This window comes from Streptomyces sp. NPDC052040 (assembly GCF_044548405.1).
GTDB lineage: Bacteria > Actinomycetota > Actinomycetes > Streptomycetales > Streptomycetaceae > Streptomyces.
The window spans coordinates 290,932-314,687 of sequence record NZ_JBIUBV010000008.1; the positions used below are offsets into that span (position 1 = coordinate 290,932).

The 23,756-nt window shown below is 69.7% G+C and carries 21 protein-coding genes and 1 pseudogene; 14 read left to right on the forward strand and 8 right to left on the reverse strand.

The window, feature by feature from the left end; all coding sequences use genetic code 11:
* The first annotated feature begins 18 nt into the window (after positions 1-18).
* Both ACIHAA_RS19005 and ACIHAA_RS19010 read left to right on the forward strand, forming a co-directional pair.
* The gene (locus ACIHAA_RS19005; protein WP_399818512.1) at positions 19-843 is read left to right on the forward strand and encodes a cytochrome c oxidase assembly protein; all 825 of its coding nucleotides are present in this window, start codon (positions 19-21) and stop codon (positions 841-843) included.
* A gap of 140 nt (positions 844-983) precedes the next feature.
* Positions 984-2,621: a TauD/TfdA family dioxygenase gene (locus tag ACIHAA_RS19010; protein WP_399818514.1), complete on the forward strand. Its 1,638-nt coding sequence runs from the start codon at positions 984-986 to the stop codon at positions 2,619-2,621.
* Between the two features lie 35 nt (positions 2,622-2,656).
* Here ACIHAA_RS19010 and ACIHAA_RS19015 read toward each other — a convergent pair whose 3' ends face one another.
* Positions 2,657-4,102, reverse strand: a complete 1,446-nt coding sequence (locus ACIHAA_RS19015; protein ID WP_399818516.1) for a DHA2 family efflux MFS transporter permease subunit — start codon at positions 4,100-4,102, stop codon at positions 2,657-2,659.
* A gap of 94 nt (positions 4,103-4,196) precedes the next feature.
* On the opposite strand from ACIHAA_RS19015, the gene ACIHAA_RS19020 reads away from it, so the two are divergent.
* Positions 4,197-4,934 (forward strand): TetR/AcrR family transcriptional regulator, encoded by a 738-nt coding sequence (locus ACIHAA_RS19020; protein ID WP_399818518.1) that lies wholly within the window; start codon positions 4,197-4,199, stop codon positions 4,932-4,934.
* Positions 4,935-4,944: 10 nt separating this feature from the next.
* Here ACIHAA_RS19020 and ACIHAA_RS19025 read toward each other — a convergent pair whose 3' ends face one another.
* Together ACIHAA_RS19025 and ACIHAA_RS19030 are read right to left on the reverse strand one after the other, a co-directional pair.
* The gene (locus ACIHAA_RS19025; protein WP_399818520.1) at positions 4,945-5,727 is read right to left on the reverse strand and encodes a GntR family transcriptional regulator; all 783 of its coding nucleotides are present in this window, start codon (positions 5,725-5,727) and stop codon (positions 4,945-4,947) included.
* Between the two features lie 113 nt (positions 5,728-5,840).
* Positions 5,841-6,614, reverse strand: coding sequence for a CAP domain-containing protein (locus tag ACIHAA_RS19030; RefSeq protein ID WP_399818522.1), 774 nt, complete (start codon positions 6,612-6,614; stop codon positions 5,841-5,843).
* 484 nt (positions 6,615-7,098) lie between these two features.
* Here ACIHAA_RS19030 and ACIHAA_RS19035 point away from each other — a divergent pair, with 484 nt between their 5' ends.
* The 4 genes and pseudogenes from ACIHAA_RS19035 to ACIHAA_RS19050 all read left to right on the forward strand — a co-directional run bounded on the left by ACIHAA_RS19035 (position 7,099) and on the right by ACIHAA_RS19050 (position 9,009).
* Positions 7,099-7,557, forward strand: a complete 459-nt coding sequence (locus ACIHAA_RS19035; RefSeq protein WP_399818524.1) for a tautomerase family protein — start codon at positions 7,099-7,101, stop codon at positions 7,555-7,557.
* Positions 7,558-7,664: 107 nt separating this feature from the next.
* Complete coding sequence (locus ACIHAA_RS19040; RefSeq protein ID WP_399818526.1) at positions 7,665-8,213, forward strand: TetR/AcrR family transcriptional regulator; 549 nt, start codon at positions 7,665-7,667, stop codon at positions 8,211-8,213.
* Between the two features lie 166 nt (positions 8,214-8,379).
* Positions 8,380-8,646: pseudogene (locus ACIHAA_RS19045) on the forward strand (hypothetical protein); the annotation flags it as partial.
* 75 nt (positions 8,647-8,721) lie between these two features.
* A complete protein-coding gene (locus ACIHAA_RS19050) occupies positions 8,722-9,009 on the forward strand; it encodes a hypothetical protein (protein ID WP_399818528.1) in 288 nt (95 codons plus the stop codon).
* Positions 9,010-9,184: 175 nt separating this feature from the next.
* Here the strand turns inward: ACIHAA_RS19050 and ACIHAA_RS19055 are convergent, their stop codons facing one another.
* Positions 9,185-9,457, reverse strand: coding sequence for an ankyrin repeat domain-containing protein (locus tag ACIHAA_RS19055; protein ID WP_399818530.1), 273 nt, complete (start codon positions 9,455-9,457; stop codon positions 9,185-9,187).
* Positions 9,458-9,576: 119 nt separating this feature from the next.
* Positions 9,577-10,539, reverse strand: a complete 963-nt coding sequence (locus ACIHAA_RS19060; RefSeq protein ID WP_399818532.1) for a helix-turn-helix domain-containing protein — start codon at positions 10,537-10,539, stop codon at positions 9,577-9,579.
* Between the two features lie 791 nt (positions 10,540-11,330).
* Between ACIHAA_RS19060 and ACIHAA_RS19065 the strand changes: the two genes are divergently transcribed.
* A complete protein-coding gene (locus tag ACIHAA_RS19065; protein WP_399818534.1) occupies positions 11,331-14,186 on the forward strand; it encodes an AAA family ATPase in 2,856 nt (951 codons plus the stop codon).
* Here ACIHAA_RS19065 and ACIHAA_RS19070 read toward each other — a convergent pair.
* The gene (locus ACIHAA_RS19070) at positions 14,144-16,018 is read right to left on the reverse strand and encodes a serine/threonine-protein kinase (RefSeq protein WP_399818536.1); all 1,875 of its coding nucleotides are present in this window, start codon (positions 16,016-16,018) and stop codon (positions 14,144-14,146) included. The two genes, ACIHAA_RS19065 and ACIHAA_RS19070, sit on opposite strands and share 43 nt — an antisense overlap.
* Before the next feature lie 224 nt (positions 16,019-16,242).
* Here ACIHAA_RS19070 and ACIHAA_RS19075 point away from each other — a divergent pair, with 224 nt between their 5' ends.
* The 5 genes from ACIHAA_RS19075 (at position 16,243) to ACIHAA_RS19095 (ending at position 20,545) form a co-directional block, all read left to right on the forward strand.
* Entirely contained in the window at positions 16,243-16,524 is a 282-nt protein-coding gene (locus ACIHAA_RS19075; protein ID WP_399818537.1) for a hypothetical protein, read from the forward strand.
* Positions 16,525-16,713: 189 nt separating this feature from the next.
* Positions 16,714-17,349 (forward strand): ankyrin repeat domain-containing protein, encoded by a 636-nt coding sequence (locus ACIHAA_RS19080; RefSeq protein ID WP_399818539.1) that lies wholly within the window; start codon positions 16,714-16,716, stop codon positions 17,347-17,349.
* Positions 17,350-18,314: 965 nt separating this feature from the next.
* A complete protein-coding gene (locus ACIHAA_RS19085; RefSeq protein ID WP_399818541.1) occupies positions 18,315-18,635 on the forward strand; it encodes a hypothetical protein in 321 nt (106 codons plus the stop codon).
* Positions 18,636-19,136: 501 nt separating this feature from the next.
* Positions 19,137-20,111 carry a hypothetical protein gene (locus ACIHAA_RS19090; protein ID WP_399818543.1) on the forward strand — a complete coding sequence of 325 codons (975 nt, stop codon included), beginning with the start codon at positions 19,137-19,139 and terminating at the stop codon, positions 20,109-20,111.
* On the forward strand, positions 20,000-20,545 hold the full coding sequence (locus tag ACIHAA_RS19095; protein ID WP_399818545.1) for a NucA/NucB deoxyribonuclease domain-containing protein: 546 nt from the start codon (positions 20,000-20,002) through the stop codon (positions 20,543-20,545). The genes ACIHAA_RS19090 and ACIHAA_RS19095 overlap by 112 nt, the downstream gene beginning before the upstream one ends.
* Before the next feature lie 58 nt (positions 20,546-20,603).
* Here ACIHAA_RS19095 and ACIHAA_RS19100 read toward each other — a convergent pair whose 3' ends face one another.
* Positions 20,604-21,071 carry a hypothetical protein gene (locus ACIHAA_RS19100; protein WP_399818547.1) on the reverse strand — a complete coding sequence of 156 codons (468 nt, stop codon included), beginning with the start codon at positions 21,069-21,071 and terminating at the stop codon, positions 20,604-20,606.
* A gap of 792 nt (positions 21,072-21,863) precedes the next feature.
* On the opposite strand from ACIHAA_RS19100, the gene ACIHAA_RS19105 reads away from it, so the two are divergent.
* Positions 21,864-22,037 (forward strand): hypothetical protein, encoded by a 174-nt coding sequence (locus tag ACIHAA_RS19105; RefSeq protein WP_399818548.1) that lies wholly within the window; start codon positions 21,864-21,866, stop codon positions 22,035-22,037.
* Between the two features lie 277 nt (positions 22,038-22,314).
* On the opposite strand, the gene ACIHAA_RS19110 is transcribed toward ACIHAA_RS19105, so the two are convergent.
* The gene (locus ACIHAA_RS19110; protein ID WP_399818550.1) at positions 22,315-23,451 is read right to left on the reverse strand and encodes a hypothetical protein; all 1,137 of its coding nucleotides are present in this window, start codon (positions 23,449-23,451) and stop codon (positions 22,315-22,317) included.
* Positions 23,452-23,756 lie beyond the last annotated feature (305 nt).

Genomic DNA, 23,756 nt, shown 5'->3' on the forward strand with positions numbered 1-23,756 from the left:
CACCCCGACGCCCCGCACATGCACCACGGCACCGGCACCGGCACCGGCATCGACCAGTGGGCGACGGTACCGACCGTCGTCACCCTGCTGACGGCTGCCGCGGGCTATCTCCTCCTCGCCCGGCGCGCCCGGCTCGGCAACCCGGTGCGTGGCTGGAACCCCTGGCGCACGGCCGCCTTCACCGCCGGGCTGGCCCTGCTCGCCGTAGCACTCCTGCCGCCGGTCGGGGACCTCGCCCGCACCGACTTCCGTGGTCATACGGCCCAGCATCTACTGCTCGGCATGTACGCTCCGCTCACCCTGGTGCTCGGCGCCCCGGTCACCCTGCTGTTGCGGACGCTGCCCGCGCCCCGCGCCCGCCGGGTCACCGCTTTGCTGCACAGCCGCCCCGCGTGGCTGCTCACCCGCCCGGCCGTCGCCCTGCTGCTGTCCGCCGGGAGCCTCCCCCTCCTCTACTTCACCCCGTTGCACAACCTCGCCATGGCCCGTCCGGCCGGACATGTCCTGCTGGGCGCCCACTTCCTGCTGTCGGGCTGCCTGTTTGCCCATGTCATCGCCGGACCCGACCCGGCCCCCGGGCGCCCCTCGGTCCGCACCCGACTGGTCGTCCTCGGCTGCGCCATCGCCCTGCACGCCATCGTCGCGCAACTGATGTACGGCGGCTTCTGGGTGGACATCCACGCCCCGGTCCCCGAGGTCCAGGGCGGCGCGGAGATCATGTACTACGGCGGTGATCTCGCCGAACTGCTCCTCGCCGGAGCCCTGGTGGCCACCTGGCGCCCCGAACGCCCCTCCCGCCCGGCCACGCGGCAGTACACCTCGTACCGCCCAGCCGGGACATGACACGCCCCGAGCCCCCAGACCACCCCCTTCCGGCCATCTGGCGGGATTCGCCGTGCCGCCATCTCCGGGTCACCCCCCGGACTCCTCCGCCTGTGACGGTCGACGAAGTTGGCTATACAACTTTGCCCCGAGGAGTGAACGTGCCCGCCCTGCCCAGCTTCCCGATCGGTGATCTGCCGGTGATGTGGCTCCGCGACAACTGCCCCTGCCCGGAGTGCCGCGATCCGCGGTCCGGGCAGAAGCTCTTCCAGATCGGCTCCCTGCCCGCAGGGCTGCGGGTCGGGTCCACGGCCGCCGCCGACACGGCCGGGGATCCGGCCGTCGAGGTGGTCTGGGCCCCCAACGGGCACCGCTCGGTCTACCCGCTGGCCTGGCTCGACGCCCATCGGCCGGGGCAGATGGGCCGCCGCGACCGGCGCACCGAGGCCGGAAAGGAGCTGTGGACCGCACGCGACCTGTCCGCGCGGCTGCCCGCGGCCGACTGGACCGACTACCTGGAGCGTCCGGCCGTCCGGGCCCGGATGCTGGAGTCCGTGGTGCGGCTGGGCTTCATGGTGCTGCGCGGGGTGCCGCTGCGCGAGCAGCAGGTGCTGGCCGTGGCGGAGACCTTCGGCCATGTCCGCGAGACCAACTACGGCAAGCTCTTCGATGTGCGCGTCGAGCCGGACCCGAACAACCTCGCCTTTACCTCGTCAGCCATCACACCGCACACCGACAACCCCTACCGGGACCCGGTGCCGACCCTCCAGCTGCTGCACTGCCTGGTCAACGACGCGGACGGCGGCGACTCCGGCCTCGTCGACGGCTTCGCCGCCGCCGCGCTGCTGCGGCGCGAGGACCCGGAGGCCTTCGAGGTCCTCACCCGCACCCCCGTGCCCTTCGTCTTCCGCGACGCGGGTACCGAGCTGCGGGCTGAGCGCCCGCTGATCGGCACCGACCCGCTGGGCCGGGTGCGGGAGGTGCGCTTCAACAACCGTTCGATCGGCACCCTGCGGCTGCCCGCCGACGCCCTGGAGTCCTTCTACGCCGCGTACCGCACCTTCGCGGAGGTGCTGCTCCGCGAGGAACTGCGCCTGGACCTGCGCCTGGTGCCGGGGGACTGCCTCGTCTTCGACAACACCCGGCTGCTGCACGCCCGTACGGCCTTCGCGCAGGACGGCGCCCGCCACCTCCAGGGCTGCTACGCCGATCTGGACGGCCTGGAGAGCACCCTGGCCGTACTGCGCCGCGCGGACACCCTGGAGCCGCTGGCCGAGCTGTTCGCCGGGGCCGGGTCGACCGAGTACCTGGGCGAGCCGGTCTCGATGGGCCGGCACATGCTCCAGGCCGGGGCCCTGGCGCAGGCCGCCGGTGCCCCGCCGCACCTGGTGGCCGCCGCTCTGCTGCACGACGTCGGACATGTCGAGGAGGACGTCGTCACCGGCCGGGAGCTGATGGCCGGCACCGACAACCGGCACAGTCACACCGGCGCCGATCTGCTGGGCCGCTGGTTCGGGCCCGAGGTCACCGAGCCGGTGCGCCTGCATGTGGCCGCCAAGCGCTATCTGTGCGCGGTGGAGCCCGGCTACCACGACCGGCTGTCCGAGGCGTCGAAGTACACCCTCCAGGTGCAGGGCGGGGTGATGACCCCGGCGCAGGCGGCCGCGTTCGCCGCGCTGCCGGGTGCCGCCGACGCGGTCGCCGTGCGCCGCTGGGACGAGGAGGCGAAGGACCCGGACGCGGGCACCCCGCCGTTCGAGCACTTCCTCCCGCTGCTCACCGCACTGCTGCGCGGCTGACGCCCCGCCCCTGCGGCGCACGGCTGGGACCTTCCTCAGCCGTGCGCCCGCTGGGCGTGCCGGGGCAGCAGGCCCACCAGCAGCAGGGTCAGGAAGTTCAGCCCGGCGGCGATGCCGAAGACGAGTTCCGCGGCGGCGAGGCAGGACGGGACGGACGCGTGTCCGGCCCGGGTGAAGAACACCGTGCCGAGCGCGGCGACGCCGATGGCACCGGCGAACTGCTGTACGGCGTTGAGTGTGCCCGCGCCGGTGCCGACCTCCTCGGTGGTGGCGTCGCCGAGGACGAAGTCGAACAGCGGGACGAACACCAGCCCGGAGCCGAAGCCGGTGAGCACCAGTGCGGGCGCCAGCTTCCAGACGGTGATGTCCGCGCCCCAGTGGGCGACGGACCACCACAGGGCCAGCAGGCCGATCACGGCGAGGGACAGCCCCAGATGCAGGGCGGCACGGCCCAGCTTCTCGGCGAGTACGGCACCGGCGAGCAGCACGGCGACGGCGGTGCCGAGGGCCCAGGGGAGCAGGGTGAGGCCGGTGTGCAGCGGGGTCCAGCCCAGGCCCTGCTGGAGCAGCAGATTGATGACGAGGACGAACGCGCTGAGGGAGGCGTAGAAACCGCCCACGATCATCAGGCCGACGACGAAGCTGCGCCTGCGGAACAGCGACGGTGCGATGACCGGGTGCGCGCTGCGCCGTTCGGAGACGGCGAACAGGGCGAGCAGGGCGACCGAGGCGGCCATCATGACGTAGGTCCAGGCGGGCCAGCCGAGTTCGCGTCCCTGGATGAGCGGGACGATGAGCAGGGCCGAGGCCGCGGTGAGCAGGCCGACGCCGGTGAGGTCGAGGCGGGCGGCCGGGTCCTCCCCGCCGCGGTGCGGCAGCACACGCCGGGCGAGCACCAGCGCGAGCACACCGAACGGGATGTTGATCAGGAAGATGGAGCGCCACTCGCTGCCGAACAGGTTCAGACGGAGCAGCCAGCCGGCCAGTACGGGCCCGGCCACGGTGGCCAGCCCCATCAGCGGCCCGATGGGCATCAGGGCCTTGCGCAGGTGCTGGGGCGGGAACACGATCTTCATCAGGGCCAGACCCTGCGGGATCATCACCGATCCGCACAGGCCCTGCACCGTGCGGGCGACGATCAGAAAGACCGGGTCGGGGGCGAGACCGCAGGCCAGCGAGGCCAGGGTGAAGCCGGTCATGCCGAGCAGGAAGAGCCGTCGGCGGCCGAGCAGGTCGCCGAGCCGTCCCGAGGTGACCAGGCCGAGGGCGAAGGCCGCGGTGTAGGCGCTGAGCACCCACTGCACGGTGACCGGGCCGCCGCCCAGGTCCGCCCGGATGGATGGCCCGGCGAGGTTGGCGATGCTGGAGTCGATCAGGTCCATGACGTCGGCCAGGAACACGACGACCAGGACGAGCCATGCGGTGCGCAGCGGAAGCACAGGAGTGCTGGGCGCTTGGGAAGACTGCTGAGTAATGGACACGAACACCGTTCTACAATGGAACATCATTCTGTTCAATACGAACACCGTTCTTAGTGACGCGGAACGCTGTTCGTGGATTCGCTAGACTGCCCGTATGTCACCGACTCCGCAGGAACGGCGCGCAGCGCGGCACCAGCTCGGACCCGGCCCGGACGCACCCGCAACCCGGCGCGGACCCTCCGGTGGGCGCAAGAAGCCGATCACGGTCGACGCCATCATCGACACCGCCTTCGGCATCGTGGCGGAAGAGGGCTACGAAGCCCTGACCATGCGCCGCGTGGCCACCGCGCTGGAGACCGGACCGTCCTCGCTCTACGCCCATGTGGTCAACAAGGAGGACCTCGACGAACTCCTCATCGGCCGCCTGTGCGCCGAACTCGACCTGCCCGAGCCGGATCCCGCCGCCTGGCGCCAGCAGATCATCGGAGTCTGCACCCAACTGCGCGACCAGTATCTGCGCTACCCCGGGATCTCCCGCGCGGCCTTCGCCGCCGCTCCGTCCAATCTGGACACGCTGCGGGTCAGCGAGGGAATGCTCGCCCTCCTGCTCGCCGGAGGCATCGAACCGGAGACCGCAGCCTGGGGCGTCGACTCGCTGTCGCTCTACGTCAACGCGTACAGCCTGGAAGTCTCCCTGGCGAGGCGACGGCTCGGCCGCAGTGGCGACGACTGGGTCGTCAGCCGCGACGAACTGCTCCGCCGGTTCGCCGCGCTGCCCGACACCTTCCCGCAGACCAAGCGCTACGCCGCCGAACTGACCGCCGGGACCGTCCAGGACCGCTTCGACTTCACCATCGGCCTGATGATCGACGGCCTCCAGGGGGCGCGGTGAACCGGCCGGGTCAACTGCCGGGCGCCGTACGGGGGCTGTGGTGGCGGCCCAGGGTGGAGGCCGCCACGGAGTTGTGCACCGTGAAGGCGATGGTGCCGGGCAGATACCGGTCCTCCGACCACTCCACCGGCACTCCCGCCGGATCCGTGCTGCGGCGCCGCTCGCGCAGCAGGACCTGCCCGGGCGGGCAGTCCAGCAGCCGGGCGTCGTCGGTGTCGGCCCACGCCAGGTCGATGGTGTGGTCGGCGTCGGTGAAGAGCACCCCATGCGTGAGCAGGGCCTCGGTGTGCGAGACGACGTCCGGCGGCAGTTCGGCCACCAGTCGGCCCACCGGACCGGGGTAGAGCGAACGCTCGACCATCACCGGCGTCCCGGACAGGGTCCGCACCCGCAGTACGAGATACACCTCCGCTCCCGCCTCCAGGCCCAGTTGGGCGGCTTCGGAGGGCTCGGCAGGGCGCCGCTCCACCTGCTCCATCCGGCCGCCGGGTGTCTCGCCGATGGAGCGGGCCCAGTTGGTGAAGCTCAGCAGCTCCGAGAAGCTCTGCGCCCGGGGGCCGCCGAGCACCGTGCGCCGGGTTCCGCGGCGGGAGGTGACCAGGCCGTCCGCCCGCAGGACCGCCAGCGCGTGCCGGATCGTGCCGCGGGAGACACCGTGGCGTTCGGCGAGCGTCCCCTCGGGAGGGAGCTTGGCGCCGGTGGCGTACTCGCCCGAGACGATCGCCTCACGGAGTTCGGCCGCGACCTTGCGGTACCGCAGTTCGCTGTCCGGGCTGCCGTGCTCCTGCCGCACCGTGTCTCCTGAGCCGCTCATGGTCGGGCGGGCCGGATGTCCGGCCTCCCGCCGACCCTACCCGCCGGAGCGGGCCGGGCCCCGCGCGACGGCCGAGGGTGAGCGGGGACCGGCTACTGGGCGGTGCCGAAGTCCTGGGTCCAGTAGCTGTCCGGCTGGGCGAGACCGACGCCGATCTGCTTGAACGAGCAGTTGAGGATGTTCTCCCGGTGGCCGGGGCTGGCCATCCAGCCCTCCATGACCTGCTCGGGAGTGGCGTATCCGTAGGCGACGTTCTCGCCGTAGCTGCTCCAGTCGTACCCGGCCCGGGTGATCCGGTCGCCCGGGGAGGAGCCGTCGGACCCGGTGTGCGACATGTTCCGGTGGGCCGCCATGTCCTCGCTGTGGGCCTGTGCGACCTTGGCGAGGGTCGGGCTCACGGTCAGGGCCGAGCAACCGGCCTTGGCGCGCTCGGCGTTGACCAGTTCGACGACACGGGCGGTGGCGCTGGACGCGGTGGCCCTGGGGGCGGGGGCGGCGGCGACGGGGGAGGAGGTCTTCGGGGCGCTGGGGGTGCTGGTGGTCCTGCTCGCGCGAGGGTGGGGGGCCGACGTCTTCTTGGTGCTCGGCTTGCGCTTCGGCGCCGCGGGCTTGGAGGTGCTCGCCGAGGGGGTGGGGGTCGCCGACGGTGTCGCGCTGCCGTCCGCCGCGGCGGGGCGGCGGCCCTGCCCGTCCGTGTGGTCCCAGGACACCGGGGTCGAGGTCTTCGCGGTGGTGTGGGTCCCCCGGTCCCCGCCGTCCCGCCAGTCCACACATGCCAGGGCCGCGGTGGGCACACCCACGGCTCCCACGGCGACGGCGGCGATGGCTATGCGCCGGTAGTGCCCGGCCTTGCGATGCTTTCCCATGCGTGACCTCAAGAATCGGTCTGAACTGCGGCGACGTTCTGCCGGTCGATTCTTGGTAGGGCTCCGTACGAAGGGCAAAGAGGCTTCCTACTACTGTGCTTAGTAGACCCGGAGCGGCCTTGCGGCGCGAGCGGCGGCATGCTGGTCCGGTCGGCGGCGGAGGCGTACGACCCTGGTGCCTCGTCAGAAAACGGCCCGGTCCGGAACATGGGGGAGAGCGCTCGGCGGCCGGACGGGTGTGCGGTCCGGCCCGCCGTGAGCGGTGGCAAGCCGGACAAATTCCTTATGTCGCCAAAGCGGCATCTACTAACGGACCCGCATAGATCCCCAAGTTGCTGTGACGGATGTCACGAAACCGTCCCGCGCTGCGCCTGGGCTTCCCGTCGGGGGACTCTCCTTGACCTCTAAGTGAGTGAGTTATAACTTACTAATCTGTTGACGCCGGAATCCACCCCGGAAATCCACACCGAAGGAGAGTGCCGCCATGCCGCATCTACAGCTGGATGTCCCCGCCCACTACCCGACCGAGACCAAGAGGGCGCTGGCCAAGCGCATGGGCGAGCTGTACGCCGAGCTGATGCAGACCACCCCGGACCTGGTCGATGTGACCTTCCGTGAACTCGGCGAAGGGGGCGTCTGGCACTGCGGCTACGGCGACCCGACGCCCGCCGCCGTGCTGTCGCTGGAGATCCGCAGGGGGCGCTCGCCGGAGCAGCGCGAGCGCTTCGCCGAAGCACTCCACGAGCTGGTCGGGGAGGCGCTGGGGCTGGACCCCTTGGCTCTGACGATCGAGTTCACCCAGCACGCCGGGGACGAGGTGTACAAGAAGGTCCTGATCGACGGCGAGCTGCGGGGCGGCCTGGGCGCGGACTGGACTCCCGGCGAGACCACGACTCCGCTGCTGGACACTCTGCGGGACCGGGCCCGCACCCCCCAGGGCTGACCGCGCGTCCCCGGAGCCGGGGCTGCCCGGGCCGGGCACCGCGCGCGGTGCTCGGCCCGCTACGGTCGGGGACGGGATCGTCAGGACAAGCAGGGAAACGGATGGCCATGGCCCGTATGAGTGCAGCCGAGCGGCGTGAAGTGGTTCTCCAGGCCGCGGTGGCCGAATTCGCCCGACGCGGCTTCGGGTCCGCCTCGACGACCGCGATCGCCCAGGGGGCGGGCGTGTCCCAGCCGTATCTGTTCCGGCTGTTCCCCAACAAGCGCGCGGTCTTTCTGGCGGCCGTCGAGGAGGGATTCGCCCGGACCGAGGCCGAGCTGACCACGGCGGCCGAGGGGCTGACCGGTGACGAGGCGATCGACGCGGTCCGTCGGCGCTACCAGGAGCTGCTGACGGACACCCGTCTGCTCCAGTTCCAGCTCCAGGTGTACTGCGCCGCCCTCGACGACGACGAGTTCCGCGAGAAGGCCGCGTCCTGCCTGGCCCGGCTCTGGCGGGCGGTCGCCGGGGCGAGCGGGGTCCCGCCCCAGGACGTGTTCCGCTTCTTCGCCAACGGCATGCTGCGCAACGTGGTCACCGCCCTGGGCCTGCCCTGCCCGTCGGACCCCGACGAACTGGCGACCGGACTGCACAGCTGGGCGATGCGGGAGGTCTGACGACCGGAGCCGAGGCACGCACCCGCGGGCCCCGGCCGGCCGCCCGCCCGGGACACCCCGTGGCCCGCTCGCGCAACGGGCAGCCGGAGTCCGACAACCGTTGCCCGCGTCGGCCGGTTGAGGAATGTGGTCGCGGTGGATTGGGCGGATGCGGTGATGCTCCGGCATGAGTAGAGACGCCGAGGTCATCGTGCTCGCCCGCTGGTCGGACGAGGTCATGGAACCGTTGACCCGGGACGATCCAGAGCGCACGTGGCGAGGTCGCTTCGTCCCGATAGCGGGGCAGTGGGGCTACGAGTTCGGATGGGCCCTGGAGTTCGAGAAAAGGCGTGCCCGCGCAGGCCTGCTCAAGCACCTGGAGTCGCTGCCGTGGCCGCATCCGCATACGGTGCAAGTTCTGCTCCGCGACCAGGACGACGACTGCTTCGGGCTATGAGCCGGTTGACGTTCCGCTCGACTTCGTTGCGGCGGCGGTAGATCGTCCTGTCGAACCCTGTGGTGGCGCGGGGTGCCGCTGCTGGCGGCCGGCCCCGACATCACTCCGCAGCTTCGGCATGAAGTGGCACGATGCCCCGGGCGACGCGGCGTGGCAGATCACCGCCCGGTCGAGGCCCTGCGGTGGGACAGCGGGCGCATCCCGCGCGAGGCCGGTTTCGCGTTGTGCGACGCCTTCGCCTCGAAGGAGAAAGCGTCGAACGCCAACGCCGGGATGCACGTCGATCCGCTCCCGCTGGAGGCGCACAGCGCGACCCGGTCCGAGTGTGGTGGCAAGACGCTTCGTGCACATCTCCCTTGATCCGAACCGTTGGCCCCGCCCCGCCAGTTGGGTGGGCGCGGCACTTGAACGACACGAGCGTGCCGGGCGCTCCGTCCGTCCCGCCGCAAACTCCAGGCGCTTTGGGACGCAGAAGCGCGGGAGTGCCCTCTGACAGGGGCAGGCGCAAGCTGGCGATGGCTACGAGGCCGCAGCATCAAAAGCGATTGGCCATGTCCATGGGGGTGCGGCCGTCTGGGGCTGCGCGTTCAGGATCAGCCCCGAAGGCCAGCAACACGGCCGTGGTGTGCACAGTCAATGGCTGCCCGCTCTGCAGGGAGCCATCGCCTTCAATGTCGATCGCGTGCGTCAGCAGCGTCATGTTGCCGAAGACCTCATCGGGATCGGACCCGGTAGCCAGCAACCGAGCCAGGGCCTCTGCGTCCTCCTGCTCGACCGCCTGATGCGCCGGTGTCCAGTAGTCGCTCACCAACACATTCAACCGGCCTCACAGTACGGCTGCCAAGCGACTATCCACGCCACCAGCCACCAATTGAGACGACGTCCAAGGCACGTCCGGCAGCTCGGCACCGACCCGTCGGACACGCTCTAGGAGGTCGGGCCGCCGCGGTGGCGGTCCCGCCACTCGCCCGGGGCGTAGCCGCAGGCCCTGCGGAAGCGGCGGGAGAAGTGGGAGGCATCGGAGAAACCGCAAGCCCTGGCGATGGCGACGACGGGTGACCGGGGCTGGGCCAGCAGCCGCCGCCGGGCGGCCTCTAGGCGCAACTCCATGACCGTCTCGGTGAGCGCGAGCGGTTCGGACTGCCACAGCCGGAACAGATGGCGGACGGAGATCGCATGCGCCTGCGCGATCCGGGCCGGATCCAGTCCCGGATCGCAGCAGTGCTGCTGTACGTAGAGCCTGATGCGGGCGAGCAGTTGGTCCTGCACGGCCTCGCGGCCGCGCCTGCCGTCGTCGACGGCGGTGATCAGCAGACCGCGCAGCAGATGGGCCGTTGCCTGGGCCAGGGCCTCCTGCGCCTCGGGCGATTCCACCAGCGGCGCCTGGTCCACCAGGGCGGCCATGTGCCGCCGTACCAGGTCGTAGAGGGGGCTGCCGGGCAGCCTGTGGTCGGCCAGACGGACCGTCTCCACGGACACGCCGAGCCGTGCGCGCTCCACCTGGACGATATGTGCGACCCCGGCTTCGGGGCGGCGGTAGGCGAACACGCCGTTCAGGTCGGTGACGCACAGCTCGCCCCGGCGCAGTGGTCGGCCGTGCCCGGCGTGCTCGTACTGTCCCGGCCCCGCGTCATGCAGCACGAACGCCAGCAACTGGGGTCCCTCGTGCCGGAGTTCAGGCTCTCCGCGCTCATGGACGACGGCCGCCGTCTCGGTGCGCAGCAGAGCCATGTCCCGGTCGAGCACACTGCGCGAGACCCTCGCATGGATCTTGGTACCGGGCGCCAGGAAACGTACCCGGTGCGGGGCCGTGGCCGCGACCAGGGCCGCCTGGTAGGCCTCTTCCCGCTCGGCCGCGGCGAACGGTTCGACGTCGAAGAGGATGGTCATACGCCCCGGCCTCCGTCCCGGGAGCGGTGCGAGCCGCTCGGACCGGTGCCGTACGGCGGAGGGCCTACGGCCGCCGCACCGAAGACGCGAAGTCCGGAGAAGCGAAGTCCGGAACACACCCTGCCCGAGAGCCCTGTCATCCGGTTTCACCCCCCATGCCCCCCATGTGCAGGGCTGACGCTAACAGGTTGTCGACCGTGACCGTGACCGTGTCTTCGGCCGGTGACCGCGCCCGGCCCGCGGAGCCGGGCCCCGCCGGTGCTCCCGGCGGCCATCATGGCCCACTTGGCAGGGTGGGACCAGAGCACAGCACGCTGGTCCCTGGCCCGTCCGGCCGTCCCGTGCCAGCCTCTACACCGGCCAATGTCCGCAACAGCGACGGCGGTTCCATCCTCGGGGGAGAGGGCGGAAGCGTTCCCGGCGCTGTCCGGTCATCCGGCTGGTCATCCGGCTGGTCATCCGGCTGTTCATCCGGCGGCGGCGCACCCCGGCAGGCCCACTTCCTCGGCGGCGACGCGAGCGGCAGCAGCCGCCGCGCACCGCGGAGGCGGCCGCCCGGCCGTCTCCGCCCGCTCCGGGGAGGCGGCAGGACTGGGCGGGCGGCAGGACCGGCCCGGGACCGGACCGGTGCCGGACACCCGCCAGGACCGGGAAGGCGGCCGTACCGGCCCGGGACCGGGCAGTGGCCAGGACCGGACCGGCCCCGGCCGGGTCGGACGAACGCCGCGTCCGGAGCGTGGATAGCCGATGGAAGGGTCGGGCGGTTGCGAGACGACAACAGAAGAGAACTGGTGGGACGCGACCGTGAGATCGACCGTCTCACCCACCTGCTCGACCGGGCCGCCATCGGACAGGGATCGCCGCTGGTGGTGCGCGGCGAGGCGGGCATCGGGAAGTCCGCCCTGCTGGACGTCGTAGGACGGGAGGCGGCCGCGCGGAACCTCCTGGTCCTCAGGGCGAGCGGGGTCGAGTCGGAGTGCCGGCTCGCCTACGCGGCCCTGCACCAGGTGCTGTACCCGCTGCTCGACCGGGTGTCCGGACTCCCCACCGCCCAGCGCCGCGCACTGCGCACCGCACTGGGCCTGGAGGACGGCGTCACGGACGTCTACACGGTGGCCCTGGCCGCCCTCGAACTGATCGTCGACGCCGCGTCGGGCCGCCCCGTCGTCGTCCTCGTCGACGACGTCCACTGGGTCGACACCCAGTCGACCGACGTCTTCGCCTTCGTCGCCCGCCGGATCGGCAGCGAACCCGTCTTCGTCCTGGGCGCGACCCGCGTGGTGGACCCGGCCGATCCGCTGCGCCGCACCGGCTTCCCCGAACTGTGCCTCGGACGCCTGGACGACCGGGCCGCCGCCGCGCTGCTCGACGCGAGCACACCCGCACTGGCGGCCCCGGTCCGGGCCCGGATCCTGACCGAAGCAGCCGGAAACCCGCTGGCCCTCGTGGAACTGCCGCAGGTCTGGGACGATGTCGTGCCTCCCGGCGCCCTCCCCCTCAACGCCCGGCTGCGGGCCGCCTTCGCCGCCCGGGTCGACACCCTCGACGCGCCCGCCCGCGCCCTGCTGGCCATACTGGCCGCCGACCCCCGCTGCGGCACCGGACCTCTGCTCGCCGCGGCCGGGGAGGCCTGCGGCAGCCCAGTGGGCACGCACGAGGTGCAACAGGCCCTGGACGCGGGGCTGATCGAGCCCGCCGGAGCCGAGTTCCGCTTCCGTCACCCCCTGATGCGGTCGGCGATCTACGCCCAGTCGTCCCTGACCGAACGGCTCGCGGCACACCGCGCCCTGGCCGCACAGCTCGACGATCTGCCCGACCGGCAACTCTGGCACCGCGCCGCCGCCGTTCTGGCCACCGATGAGGACATCGCCGTACAACTGGAGGCCTATGCCACCCGGTCCCGGCAGCGGGGCGCCGTGATGGCGGCGGTCGCCGCCCTGCGCCGAGCCGCCGAACTCGCCGAGGCCGCGCCCCGCCGCACCTCCCTGCTGCTCTACGCCGCCGAGTTGGCCGGTGAGGTCGGACAGCGCAGCACCGCGGCGGACCTCGCCGCAAAGGCCGACCCCCGCCTCCTCGGCCCGGTGGAGCGCGGACGGCTGCTCGCGGTCCAGGAGGTCGTCGCCCCCGGCGAGTTGGGGGACACCGCACGGATCCGGGCACTGATCGGCCACGCACACGACGCCAGGACGGCGGGCGACACCACCCTGGCCGTGAATCTGCTGTGGCGGGCCGCCTCCCGCTGCTGGTGGGCCTGCGTCACGCCGGCGGTCCGCCAGGCCGTGGCCGAGGCCGTGCAGCCGCTGGCGCTGCCTCCGGAGGATCCCCGCCGGCTCGGGATCCTCGCCTTCGCGCAGCCCGAGATCCACGGCCGCCGGGCCCTCTCCCTCATGCGGCGACTGGACACCGCCCGGGTCGAGGGGGAGGCGCTGCGCTTTCTGTGCAGCACCGCGGTGATCCTCGGCGACTACCACCGTGCCTCGGCCTACGTCCGCACCGTCGCTGGGGCCTGCCGGGCGTCGGGGCAACTGGCCGTACTGGCCCGCACCTTGGGAGCCGGGAACTGGTGCAGAGTGTGGACCGGCGAATGGGACCGGGTACGCGCCGAGGCGCAGGAGGCCGCCGAACTGGCCGAGGAGATCGGCGACTCCTTCTGGGCACTGTCCGCCAAGGTCGACCTGGCCATGCTCGCCGCCCAACGCGGAGACCATGAGGCCGCCGAAGAACTGGCCCGCGAAGCGCAGGGCAGCCCGCTGGTCAAGGGGGTCGCCTTTATGCAGTGCGCCCTTCAGCACGCGCGCGGCACGGCGGCTCTGGTCGCGGGCCGCCACGAAGAGGCCTTCACCCGGCTGGGGCGGGTCTTCGACCCGGCCGGCCCCGCCCATCACGACCAGCGGTGGTGGGCCGCCCCCGACTTCGCCGACGCCGCACGGCATCTGGGACGACAGCGCGAAGCCCGGCCCGTCCTCAAGGAGTTGGAGCAGGTCGCGGAACGGCTGCCGTCACCGATGATGCGTATGTGCCGCGGCTACGTCCGTGCCGTCCTCGCGGACGACGACAGCGCCGAGCAGCTCTTCGCGGACGCCCTCGCCGACGATCCGGACGACTGGCCGCTCTTTCACGGGCGACTGCTCCTCGCCCAGGGCACCTGGCTCCGCCGCCAACGCCGCGCGGCCCGGGCCCGGGAGTCGCTCCGCGCGGCCCGCGACGCCTTCGACCGCCTGGGGGCTCCGTACTGGAGCGAACGCGCCCGGCTGGAGCTGCGCGCCGCGGGGGAGTACAGCGGCCTGAGGGTGCCGCACGCGCGCGAGACCCTCAGCCCGCATGAACTGCGCATCGCGACCATGGCCGCTGAGGGACTGACAAACCGTCAGATCGCCGCCTGCCTCTATGTGTCGCACCGTACGGTCGGAGCGCATCTGTACCGCATCTTCCCCAAGCTCGGCATCACCTCCCGCGCCCAACTCGGCACCGCACTCCGGACGGCCGTGGCGGACGTCGCTGTCGGGGCGGAGGACCAGATGCCCCGGATCGCCTCCGCCGAGGGCCGGGGCGCGGCTGATCAGCATGATGACGGCCGGGTGACGCCGGTCCCCGGCGGGGGCGCTCAGGAGCGGTCGGCCGAGAACGTCGTGCAGTTCGGCCCGTAGACCCGCCCGTCGAGATGGTTCGGTGTGGAGGGGGCGAACGAGCCCTGGAGGTCGACCGTCAGGAAATTCGGCGGCTGGTTGATCCAGTGGGTGGCCCGCAGTGTCAGCACACCGTTCTGGACGCCTCCGGCCATCGCGAACGAGCCCCGCGGCACCTGGGGGTTGGAGGGCGCCGGATAGAACGCGAACACGGCGCTCGCCGTGCCGTCGTCGTACTGCTCGATGGTGAGCACCAGACCGGTGATGCCCTGGTTGCACACATAGCTGCCGTTCCACTGCCCCGTCAGACCGACGGTGCTCGTGTCCGGGGACGAGGGACTCTCCTCGGGAGTCGGTGTGTCCTCCGGCGTCGGGCTGTCCTCCGGTGTGGGTGTGTTCTCGGGCGTGGGTGTGTCCGCCGGGCTCGGGGTGTCCTCGTACGGGGAGTCGTCCGGAGAGGTGTAGGGAGAGGCGTACGGCGACGAGCCCGACGTCGAGGTCCCGCCTCCGGAGCCGGGCGTGCCGCCGAACAGCGCGTCCGCCTGCCAGGCCCCGAGCCCGATCACCAGGACCGCGGCGAGGACTGATCCGACCACGGCCGCGCGCCGTCTCCGGGAGGAGCCCCCGGAGCCTCCCGGCCTCCCCGGCACGGGAGTCGGCAGGACGCCGACGCCAGGTGGCTGACTTCCGGGCGGGGGAGTACCGGGCGGGGGAGTGCCGGAGCCCGAACCACTTCCCGCGCTGTCCGACACCATCGCGGTGGGCGTGTACGCCGGGGGCGGCGTCGGCGGAACCGGCCCCGGCGCGGTGGGGGCCTGGTGGTCCGGCGCGGAGGGGACAGCGGGGCCGGGGCTCGGCGGATGTCCGCCGCCCGCGGGCCGCGAGGTGCCGTACGGAGCCGCCCCGTTGTGGTCCGGGGGTGCCTCCCTCCCGTCCGCCGCGGGCTCCCCGCCCGCCCCGTCCCATGCCTGCCGAACTGTCGAGGCCACCGCCTGCGGAAGCCAGGACGCATTGGTGAACAGCAACGTCGTACGGGCCGCGCCTGCCGCGTCCGTGAGTTCCGCGAGGAGCGCGTCGACGGACGGGCGGTCCTCGGGGCGCTTGGCCAGGCAGCGTGCGACCAGCCCCCGCACCGACTCGGGAACCGCGGTAAGGTCCGGTTCGCCGTGCACAACCCGGTACATCAGTCCCTGGGCCGACCCCGTGCCGAAGGGACCGGAACCGGACGCGGTGAACGCGAGCACCGCGCCCAGCGCGAACACATCGCTCGCCGGTCCGACCGGGTCCCCGGTGAGCTGCTCGGGCGACATGAAGCCGGGAGTGCCGATGACCACACCGGTACGGGTGATCGCACTCGCCTCGGTCGCGGTCGAGATGCCGAAGTCGATGACCCGTGGGCCGTCCGCGGCGAGCAGCACATTCGACGGCTTCAGATCGCGGTGGACGAGCCCCGCCCGGTGGATCGCCTCCAGCGCCTCGGCCAGCCCGGCCGCCAGCACCGTCACCGGGCCCGCCTCCCAGGCGCCGTGCCGGGCGACGGCGGTGTCCAGCGAAACACCGGGCACATAGGCGGTGGCCAGCCACGGCGGGTCCGCCTCCGGGTCCGCGTCCACCACACCCGCGGTGAACACACCGTTCACCCGGCGGGCGGCCGCGACCTCACGCGCGAACCGCTGCCGGAACTCGCGGTCCTCGGCGAGTTCCGGCCGTACGACCTTCACCGCGACCGCCCGGCCGCCCTTGGACCGGGCCAGATAGACCCGCCCCATACCACCGGCCCCCAGCCGGCCCACCACTCGGTAGGGCCCGGCCCGATCGGGATCCCCCGCCCCCGGCGCACGCAAAGCCTCCATAAGACCCCCAAGGTCCACTGCGTCCCCACGCAGGGTCACATCATGACGTCAGCAAGCGCTTGCGGTACGTCCTATTTCCACATACTCGAGGGAAACGCGAGAACTCGGGTACGGTCGGGCCGAGTTGCTGCGCTCCATGCCGGACCGCACAGGTAATGACAGGGCCCTGCCAAATTCTCAGGGCCGGTCCGACTGCGAGCCGCCGGAACCGGCACCGGGCGGCCGTGCCCGAGGGCCCCATCGCGCAGGGAGAGATCGCCGCGCTCACCCGCCGCTTCGGACAGGTGGCCAAGACGACGGACCGGGAGTTCGGGACCGTCAAGAGCGATCTCACGGCCCTGCGCCTCCAGGTCGGCAACCTTGATCAGAAGACAGGCAACCTCGACGCGAAGGTAGACGGCCTCACCGGCGAGGTGCGCGTCCTCTCGGAGAAGATCGACCGCAATCAGGCGCAGATCGTCGAGCTGCTGACCCAGCTGATCGGGCGTAACCCCAACGCCACCTGATCTTCCTACTGGGACGGTCCGGCCTCGGATGCTCCGCGAAATACATCTCCGCAGGCGCGGCGATCAGGACGGCGACGGCCTGACGCACGGTGTCACCCCCACTCCTCGGCTCGGTGAAGCGGAGCATTGGTCAGGTCTGAGCAATCGGCACCTTTGCAGGCTGGTTGCAAGGTGGGAGACCATGGCGCCATGGATTTGGCTGAGCAGTTTACGCAAGCCGCCGGCGCGGGCGATTCAGGAGGCGTGCAACGGTTGTTGCAAGAAGGCGTCCCGGTAGACGTCACCCATGCTCACCGGAGTGCCCTGGATCTGGCAGTGGTCGGCAATCGTCCAGCAGTTGTCCGTCTGCTGTTGGACGCGGGCGCCGACCCCGACCAGCCGGTCGGTGAATACAGCGAAAGTCTTCCTCTGCGGTATGCCGCTACTCGCGGCATGGGAGAGGTCGTGCGCCTCTTGTTGGCCGCAGGGGCACGACCGGACGGACGACTTGATGAACAGCAGAGCACGCCTCTGTCCGCAGCGGCCGCCCAGGGGCATGTGGACATCGTGAAGATGTTGCTGGACTGCGGAGCTAGTGTGGAAGGGTTCGGACATCCATCAAGCGACCCACTGGGCAGTGCAGCGTGGAGTGGGGAACTGGATGTGGTCCAGCTCTTGTTGGCTCGGGGAGCCGTCGCTACAGCTCTAACCCTCGAGTCGATCCGACATGGCCAGTTGACTGCCGAGACTTTGGCCTCGCAGGGGCATCTGACGCCCGAGCAGCTCGCTGAACAGAACACTCGCTATGAGGCTGTTGTTGCCCTACTAGAGAATTCGATGGCTTGAAAAATCTGCCATCGACGAGATAAGCACCTCAGTAATCCTGCTAAATGTTACCAACGTGTACTAAGTGGCCTTTTCCTGTTCAGTTCCATATGGGTCATTTTTGCAAGAAAGTACGGACGAGATTCAGTCGTAGGTGCCATCGCCACTTACACACTGCTGTGCAGCATAGGTATATTTCCCGTACATCATCATGAATAGATGAAGGGTATGAAGTGAAGGTAGCAAGAGTCCGGAGGCAGCGGCTCATAGCGATCCTGGTGGGCCTCTTCACCGTAACATTCGGCCTAGCAAGTTCCACCGAAGCCGCAGCTCTGGCTGCCCGAAATACCACGGAACCGGCGAGCCTGCAAAGCGCCATGCGCACGCCTGCAGCACCTCCCATCCATAGTCCGACCCGCCCCTGAGTCAAAACAGCCTCCGCAGCGGCACCTGTACCTTTCTCGTGCAGCGGTACACCGTATACCACGTCAGCTGCCGTTACCTACGACAACGAAACTCCAGCAATGCTTGCCGGACTCGCATGGACAGGCAACGGAAGCGTCCAATGCACCATTCCTGCGGCGGCGCTATCACTCACTATTTTCGTTGTTGACCCCAAAGGTGCTTCTCACACAGTAGCCAAGGGCTCTTGCGCTGGGTGCGCAAATCTCACTGCGGCAAGCACTGGGTACTCGTGCAAGCAGGCCGCGCAGGACTGTTCAGGCATATGGCAGCAAGGCTATCACTCTGTCTACGAGGCACCCGCAGGGCAGAAATGGAATACCTCGTCGGGCCCTTGCACGGTAGAAGGGGCTCTTCTTACCTGCGACTACAAGGGATTCAGAGGAGCTCAACCGCTTTTCCGGCAAACTAAGGCCGCTTGCAAGGCACCGCAGCCATCGGCGGCTCCCCAATCCCTCCTCATTGCCGCCAACGTCAGCGCTGATGACTGCTACAACCTTCCTCCCTCCGGAAACCTCCCTCTCTTGACGCTGCGAGCGATCAATAACATTCGCGACTCCCACTTCCAAGGCGGAACCAAGGCCGACCAGACCAAAGGTCTTTTCTTGCCGAGTGTGACGAATAAGACCCTGTCGCAAATTTATGACGCGGGCCTGTCCGATGCAAGCGCATGGAAACTCAACAGTAGTGGGTATTATGAGAAGACGTTCCCGTACGCCAATGTGGGGCTGAGATCGGAAAAGTGCGGTAACAGCCTACCGTCAACGCAAGTGACCATCGTTGTCGAGCGGTACGGGGCGAACGGATACAACGAAGTGGTCACCATGTATCCAGCGGACAAGTGACTGTGACGTTCCGATAGGAACTTCGAAAATTAGCCGCCCCAGAATCGGGGAACGCAAGGTGTCCCATGAATGGGACACCTTGATTATTTGCCCGGGTACACAGCTTGGGGCCGAACTCGACGTCGGTGACTGGAGTACCAGGCCAGGCTTGTATCGGTGAGGGCATGCATGCAGGTGCAGGTATCGGGACGACATGCAACTGCCGCGGGGCAGGCGGGGCGGCCGCCCGCCTTCATCCCTTTCGGTAGCAACGGCTTCAACACGCACGAGTAGAGCCGGTGCGCACCCTCCTGCCCTCCAGCCGTGAGTGGCTGAGGCAGCTGCGGTTGGCTGCCGCCATTTTCATGATCTCAGCCATGCCGCAGCTGTGATCACGCCATGTCAGGCGCGTCGCTGGGCGGGTGGATCATTTGTTCGGTAGGTGTTCTTCCGGCCAAGTGCCGGGCATTCGAGCCCGGCGCTGCATGAGTTCGGGGGTTCGACTACATGGACCACAGATGGGTGAGGCGCCTCGTCGGCCAGATCGCTGCCGCGATGCTGCCAGTGGCGGTCCTCACGGCGACGCCCTCGGCGGCGAGCGCGGACGACGTTGGCGAGCTGCGGGTGGAGTCCTATGTACTGCCTGTTGGCGCGGCGAAGCCGTCGCTTGAGCAGTTGCAGAACGGAGACGGCTTGGCACGACTGCGGAAGCTCGCCGCCGCGTCAGAGTCGCAGGCGCAGATGCCGTTTGAGACGGTGGGACCAGCGGTGTCCTACGCTTCTCTAGCGCGGCGGGATTCCGGCTCGCCGGCAGTGCCAGGCGGGTCGGGTGAGCGATCTGCGTCTGCTGCGGCGCCGCGGGCGACTGCTCCGGAGCCGGCCCGGACGATGACCTTCGATGAGTGCAAGAAGGGCCTAGGCAGCGACAACAAGTTCTTCGTCAAGTCACGCTTCGCGGTGTGCGACGGGGCTTCGTTCCTGCAGACCTGGGTCCAGAACAACCGCCCGGTTGGCGAGAGCATGTTCAACCTCCGGGTGATCGGCACTATCCCGAGCAACAGCCGGATCAACTTCCAGTACTACTTCACCGACTTCGTCACCACCGGCGAGACCGGCGCCGCCTCCATGCCCATTACAATGAAGGGGAACATCCCGCAGAGCTGGCCTTCCCGGGTGCGCTACACCCGCGGCGGCAGTCTGCCCGCCGGGAGCAGGACCTTCGTTCAGCTGAAGGCTGCGGGCACCTTCAACGAGACCGTGACCGCCTCCCCGGGACAGGGCAGCAGCGGCACGACCGACCTGATCTTCGCGGTGTACGAGCCCGCCGTGAGCTACACGGCCCCCGCCCCCTGGAAACTCAGCGGCGCAACCGGCGGCAAGCTGTCATGCTCGCACCGCGCTGGGACTCCGCCTCCTACCTGGCCAACTCCACCGGCGGCGGCAACCCGGCCAAGAAGGGCGCCGCGACGTTCAGCTACATCACCACGCTCACTCTGAGCGCCAAGCAGGGAGCGGAAGAACAGGCAGAAGCCGCGCACATCCGTCAGGCTTTCCTCGTCCCGCAGGACACCAAGCCGTACATGTCGGCGAAGAAGGTGCCTGGCCAGACGGTTGAAGAACCGCTGCACCGCACGGTGAGCAGCGACCGCAACGATAAAAACCGGTCTGAAGCGGTCAAGCAGTGCAAGCGCTACTGGGGGCCCAACTACGCCAGCGGGGGCAAAGAGTGCGACGAGTACCCCTTCGCCAGCACCTACGAAGGAGCCGCCCAGCCGCAGTACGACCCGGACGCCAAGAAGTTCAACTTCTCGGTGAAGCCGATCCCCAGGGACGACAACCAGGCCGGCGGCCTCATCCTGAAGAGCTTCTACGCCAAAAACCGCATCATCGACGGACTGGAAGACGGCTTCACCGTCAGCATCGTTGCCTGATCTGATCCTTACTCGGCGGGGGCGACGGCACGACCGCCCCCGCCGCAGCATTTCCGCCCTACAGGTCGGCAGGCCAGAACTGGATGAGGTAGCGCTCCACGCCGACACCGGTGCCTTCCCCCTCCGAGAGGGCAGCGGCCTCGGCACGGCCGGCGCCGCTGACCCGCACGTGCCAGGAGCCGCCCGAGTCCGCCAGCGTGATGACGTCGTCCATGCGGCCCGTGTGCATGGACCACACCGCAAGCTGTCCGCTCGTGGACTCGATAGCGGCTTCGGCCTGCTCGTCCCAGTCGGCAGGATCCTGCAGCGGCGGAGCTGCGTCCCACACTTCGGCGTCCACCGTGGCGGTGTGGGTGTGGCCGCCGCTGGTGATGTCCAGACGCCCGGGGTGGGTGCCGAGGAAAACGTCGCGGTGGAAGTCGTCGGGGAACGGAACAGGCAGGTCCGCGTCGTCGGACTCCTGCAACCCGAACGCGTAATACCCCACGTACGCGCTCACGCGCTGTCGTCGCACAAGCTGCGCCACGAACACCCCTTCGCTTCAGCGGACACGCCTCACCTGGATGCTAGACCTCGAGTGGCACGGACCCAGGGACACAGCGCACAGAACCAGTCGAAGAGTGCCTTGTGATCATGGCCCCCGGCCCTCGCCCGTCCCAGGGAGGCGCTCCCGAGGATGGGCGATTCGTGCGTTGTGCGCCAACGGCGTAGCGCTGAACTTTTTCGTGCCCCTTCGCGCCCGGTCCCCGCGCGGTAAGGCCACAGCCGACTGGGGCAGCATCTGCTCACCCATTGCCTGCACGTGAGAGGTCGTCATGCGCTCCACCCACTCCGCCGCGCCATTTGTACTGCTCTCCTGTCTGCTGTTGGCTGGCTGTTCATCTGCTTCGTCGGGCAGTAGCTCGGGCTCGTCTGGAGTGGGCGGCCCCGCGGCCGCCCACTCGGCGACGGCGTCTGCGAGCGACGCGTCGGTGCATTCGATCCCTGTCGGGGCTGGCCCGCAGTCGACGTACACCGTCCAGCAACAGCCACGGCGGGCAGTTGCCACTACCGGTACGAACAGGGCGAGCCGCTTCCGGATCCCAAGTGCACCCCAGGCGCCACCTCGCCGGCTGTGACCTAGCAGAACCTGAAGTCGACGATCTGCCGCCCAGGTGGCTACGCGAAGGGGATCCGGCCGCCCGTCTCGGTCACCAGCAAGGAGAAGAAGCTGAATGCGGCTTCCTATGGCTACACAGGCCACCTGGGGGACGCCGAATATGATCATCTTCTGAGCCTTCAGCTTGGCGGCGACCCCAACGACCCCAGGAACCTCTGGGTGGAACCAGCCGACCCCGGTCACAAGTCCGGTGGCGGAATCAACAACAAGACGGACCCGGTGGAGACGAAGCTGCACACCGCGGTCTGCTCCGGCAAGGTCACCCTCGCCGCCGCCCAGGAGGCCATCGCCACCGACTGGACCACTGCCTTGTCCAAGCTGGGCCTGACCTGACCTGACCTGACCAGCCCGGCCAGGTGCCGACGCGACCGCGGGCCGTCGACGACGTCCGCGGCCGCCGGCCGCAGAGCGGGTGTGAGTGGGCTGTGCGGTGGCAGCGGGTGGGCGTCAGCGGATTAGCGAGTGGATGTCCTGGTAGCGGGTGCAGGACGGGGCTGTGGTCGCTGTCATGGGGTGACCAAGCGGCTGCTGTTTTCTGACCTGTGTGGGGTGGGTCGGCTGTTGTGGGGGTGGCTGTTCCTTTGAGTGGGCTGGGGGTGCGGGGGTGGGCTCAGGAGGGGGTGCCGGTGGTGTCAGGGGTGGTTTGGGGTTGGCCGGGTCGGCGGTCGCGGAGTGCTTGGAGGATGTTGGTCTGGTGCGGGTCGGTGGGGGGTGGGGTGTCGGGGGAGTTGTTGAGGTGGGGTGTGAGGCGGGTGTAGAGGTCGTCGTGGGTGAACATGCCGTCGAGGCCGGCCCAGGTGTCGTTGTCGAGGAGGGGGAACGGGAATTGCTGGGGCGTGATGAGCGCGGCCAGGAGCGGGAGGAGTTCCCATCCGTGGTCGAGGCGGTTGTGTAGCCAGGTGCGGATGCCGGCGGGGTCGGTGTGGCGCCACATCCAGATCAGGGTGCTGTCCTGGTCGGTGAGGTCAGAGGTGGGCCGTGCGGCGGCTGGTGTGAGGTGTTCGGCCAGGCGGCCGGTGAGGGCGTCGCGGGCCTGGGCGGCCCATGGTTCGGTGGTCGTCACCTGTTCGGAGGCGGTGTCGTCGGGGTTGGTGGCGCTGTGGAGGGTCCGGGTGGCCAGGACTGCTCCATAGGGTGTGGCTGCCATAGCCGCCACCATGGCGGGACGCTGGTCGGGAGGCAGGTCGAGGAGGAGGCTCGGGGTCATTGAGCGCACTCTTCGGTCGGCGCCCAGCAGGCCCATGGCTTCCGGGTCGGCGGTCAGCTGGCCGTAGTTGTCGGCCATGGCCTGGAGCAGTGCGGCTGCGGGGACGGGGATGTTGTCGGCGCGTAGTTGGTCGATGCGCCGGATGATGCGGTGGGTGTCGTCTCTGAGCCGGAGCAGCAGTTGTGCGGCCTCATCGCCTTCAGTCCCTGATGCCATTTGGGCGAGGGCCTGCTGGAAGACGGCTTCTGTGAGGTCGTCGGCGGGGACGGTGAAGACGACGTACCGGTCGAAGTAGTCCTGGCTGCCGATCCCGCGTCGGCGCGCCGAGGCGCGGGGGTCGCCGCCGTTGCCGACGGCCTGCTGGACTGCGGGGAACAGCAGGCCAAGCAGCCCGAGCACCCCGTCGAGGTTCTCCTGGGCAACGCCGGCCTGGCGCAGGCGTTCCTTCCATCGCTCGGCGTGTTCACCGGGTCTGGAGTCGCGGTGGAGCGCCGGGTCGATGCTGGTGCCGGTCAGTTCGGCGCGGTGGCGTCCCAGCATCCGGTAGACGCCTGGCTCGCTGGTCCGCAGGAAGGTGACGACCAGGAAGTCGGCGATGTCGATTTCCCCGGCCAGTGAGTATGGCGTAGCTGGTGGTGTGCTTATTGATCTTGATTGTGGCCTGCTGTTGTTCAGTTGTACTGGGTGGTAGTTCTGGTCAGTTGGTGGGGCTTACGCGGAATCGAGTGTCTGGTGTCGAGGGATACGTGGGCTGAGCTGAGGGTTTGGTGTTGCGCAGTGGGCTGAGCGGGATGGTGACTTTTGCTCAGTGTGGTTGGCGCGTCTATAGGTACCGGTGCTGGCTG

Bases quoted from the DNA above. Each gene is read 5' to 3' on its own strand.
- ACIHAA_RS19035 (WP_399818524.1), top strand. From the start codon at position 7,099: ATGCCGCATCTACAGCTGGATGTCCCCGCCCACTACCCGACCGAGACC.
- ACIHAA_RS19110 (WP_399818550.1), bottom strand. From the start codon at position 23,451: ATGCTGGGACGCCACCGCGCCGAACTGACCGGCACCAGCATCGACCCG.
- ACIHAA_RS19040 (WP_399818526.1), top strand. From the start codon at position 7,665: ATGGCCCGTATGAGTGCAGCCGAGCGGCGTGAAGTGGTTCTCCAGGCC.
- ACIHAA_RS19005 (WP_399818512.1), top strand. From the start codon at position 19: ATGCACCACGGCACCGGCACCGGCACCGGCATCGACCAGTGGGCGACG.
- ACIHAA_RS19095 (WP_399818545.1), top strand. From the start codon at position 20,000: ATGCTCGCACCGCGCTGGGACTCCGCCTCCTACCTGGCCAACTCCACC.
- ACIHAA_RS19070 (WP_399818536.1), bottom strand. From the start codon at position 16,018: ATGGAGGCTTTGCGTGCGCCGGGGGCGGGGGATCCCGATCGGGCCGGG.
- ACIHAA_RS19080 (WP_399818539.1), top strand. From the start codon at position 16,714: ATGGATTTGGCTGAGCAGTTTACGCAAGCCGCCGGCGCGGGCGATTCA.
- ACIHAA_RS19020 (WP_399818518.1), top strand. From the start codon at position 4,197: ATGTCACCGACTCCGCAGGAACGGCGCGCAGCGCGGCACCAGCTCGGA.
- ACIHAA_RS19030 (WP_399818522.1), bottom strand. From the start codon at position 6,614: ATGGGAAAGCATCGCAAGGCCGGGCACTACCGGCGCATAGCCATCGCC.
- ACIHAA_RS19060 (WP_399818532.1), bottom strand. From the start codon at position 10,539: ATGACCATCCTCTTCGACGTCGAACCGTTCGCCGCGGCCGAGCGGGAA.